Annotated in this window: 4 protein-coding genes and 2 riboswitches; of the genes, 2 read left to right on the top strand and 2 right to left on the bottom strand. The window is 44.5% G+C overall.

The features are described 5' to 3' along the window. Positions 1-110: 110 nt before the first annotated feature. Positions 111-482, bottom strand: a complete 372-nt coding sequence (locus tag VF724_RS21100) for a fluoride efflux transporter FluC (protein ID WP_371756206.1) — start codon at positions 480-482, stop codon at positions 111-113. Between the two features lie 41 nt (positions 483-523). Next, a riboswitch (Fluoride riboswitch) is annotated at positions 524-586 on the bottom strand. A gap of 31 nt (positions 587-617) precedes the next feature. After that, positions 618-732, bottom strand: a riboswitch (Fluoride riboswitch). Between the two features lie 76 nt (positions 733-808). Continuing rightward, the gene (locus VF724_RS21095; RefSeq protein ID WP_371756205.1) at positions 809-1,039 is read right to left on the bottom strand and encodes a DUF190 domain-containing protein; all 231 of its coding nucleotides are present in this window, start codon (positions 1,037-1,039) and stop codon (positions 809-811) included. A 9-nt stretch (positions 1,040-1,048) separates the two neighbouring features. Here VF724_RS21095 and VF724_RS21090 point away from each other — a divergent pair, with 9 nt between their 5' ends. Both VF724_RS21090 and VF724_RS21085 read left to right on the top strand, forming a co-directional pair. Next, on the top strand, positions 1,049-1,429 hold the full coding sequence (locus VF724_RS21090) for a hypothetical protein (protein ID WP_371756204.1): 381 nt from the start codon (positions 1,049-1,051) through the stop codon (positions 1,427-1,429). Positions 1,430-1,459: 30 nt separating this feature from the next. Then, a complete protein-coding gene (locus VF724_RS21085) occupies positions 1,460-1,837 on the top strand; it encodes a hypothetical protein (RefSeq protein ID WP_371756203.1) in 378 nt (125 codons plus the stop codon). Positions 1,838-1,879 lie beyond the last annotated feature (42 nt).

The raw sequence follows: 1,879 nt of genomic DNA, 5'->3' as shown, positions 1-1,879 counted from the left end.
TCGCCCATGTGCCCCAAGGAAAGATGCCTTTGCTTTTGGAAGAAATCCATCTACCGCTGAAATAACGCAGCAAAGAACCGATGATCCCTCCGATTCCAACCCATATCATGTCACGTCACCCTCTTTCGGCGCGCCCAAAAGCTCCCCGACGCGGATAAACCCATGCCGCCCAACACATTGAGACAGACGTAAAGGGCGGCAAACCCAAAATCGTGATGACTCAAGAACTGTACCGATTCAAAGGAAAAAGTCGAAAAGGTGGTAAACGCCCCCGCTGCGCCTATTCCGATTCCCAGCCGGAGAGCAGGGGGGTACTTCGGAGTTGAACTGATCGAGAAAAACCATCCGAGAAACAGACATCCCAATCCGTTGATCACGATGGTTCCCAGCGGGAAACTTTCGGGCCAAGGGAGCCATTGTTCCGCCGCATATCGTAAAAAAGCCCCGACAAAACCGCCCAACCCGATTGCAACGATTTTCATACGATCACCTTCGTTATCCAAAATATAAAAACTCCTACCCAAGTCGGATAGGAGTCATCAGTCTGCCTAAGACATTTATGGCGAACTCCATCGCCTTTTCATTTTTTTATCAAAATAAAAAACTCCCATCAGTTGAGCCTGACAGGAGTCATTAGTCGCACGGACATTTACGGCTCGCGATGAAATTAGTTCCATAGTGGAAGTTATTTCATCGCGATGCCTTATGGCGAACTCCATCGCCCTTTTATTCAATTCCAATTATCGTTCATTGGCAAACGACCACTTCAACGGGCATTGCAACCATCAACCCCTGCCGTACTTTGCTTTTAAGCTCCGGCGATCCCGCGTTTGACGATCGACCATTTAGGGATCAGTTGTTCTACTTGTTCCTCGCTGCCGACGGTCTCGATGATCATCGGCAAATTGTTGAATTGGATGGATTCGTGAATGGGGAAGCGTATTTCATTTTTTTCTCCGATCCCTTTATCGTCTCTTGTGACGGTTATCGGACCGAAATGATTTTCCAACAGGTCATGGGTAATGTCCTTATACAGCAATCCTGACCGATGACCAAACTATTTCAACCTCAAATTACGGATCGCTGGCCGATCCCGTATTACATTTTCTATATAAGAAATGCAAAAGGGAATGAAACGGAACCGGACAAATATCTTGCCATTATCGTGAATTGGATGTTCTTTCAAACATTTGGGCAGAATAACAACGTATTTCAAAATGAAGGGGGAAAAACCAAAATAAAGAAAATCCTTTTGCGCAACATATTCGTCTTCACTATAGGCGCCGCTCTGTTATTGCCAGGCTTGGCTTTTGCCAATGGGCAGCATGTGACAGAACAACGGGCGGATGACGATCGGTATGAAATTGAGGGATGTACCAAGGATGTAAAATGGACAGTTGAGCAGAAAAAGAAATTTGATCGCGACTAATTATCCGGCCAAAGGGGAAGGGGGAAAATCATGAAAAAAACACAGTATATTTGGGCATGTTTGTGCTTAACTTTCACAATGTTTTCAATCCCGTACCAATCTTTGGCTCAACCTGTTACAAGCGCGTACGGCGGAGTATTTGATGATGACGAAGAGGAATGCACAAAAAATGTGCAGTTTACAGAGGACGACAAAAAGAAGTTGAATCAGTTGATGGATGAAATGTACACCTTGAACAAAGAAATAATCGAAACATACACGCGCGCGGGCGCGTTCAAGGAATCGCGAAAAAAACAAAAGTTGGAAAATTTGCAGAAATTCATTGAAACCGTGAAAGAAAAAAACTTTAAAGTTTGCTCGGAATTTAAAAAGGATGAAATTGAATATGACGTGAATCCGCTTAGGTAACATGTACAAATATCAGTATGGAGCAAAAAACGCCCGATGGGG

Origin of the sequence: Ferviditalea candida (genome assembly GCF_035282765.1) — a bacterium.
In the GTDB taxonomy this organism is placed as follows: domain Bacteria; phylum Bacillota; class Bacilli; order Paenibacillales; family KCTC-25726; genus Ferviditalea; species Ferviditalea candida.
This window is presented reverse-complemented; position numbering and strand designations above follow the sequence as displayed.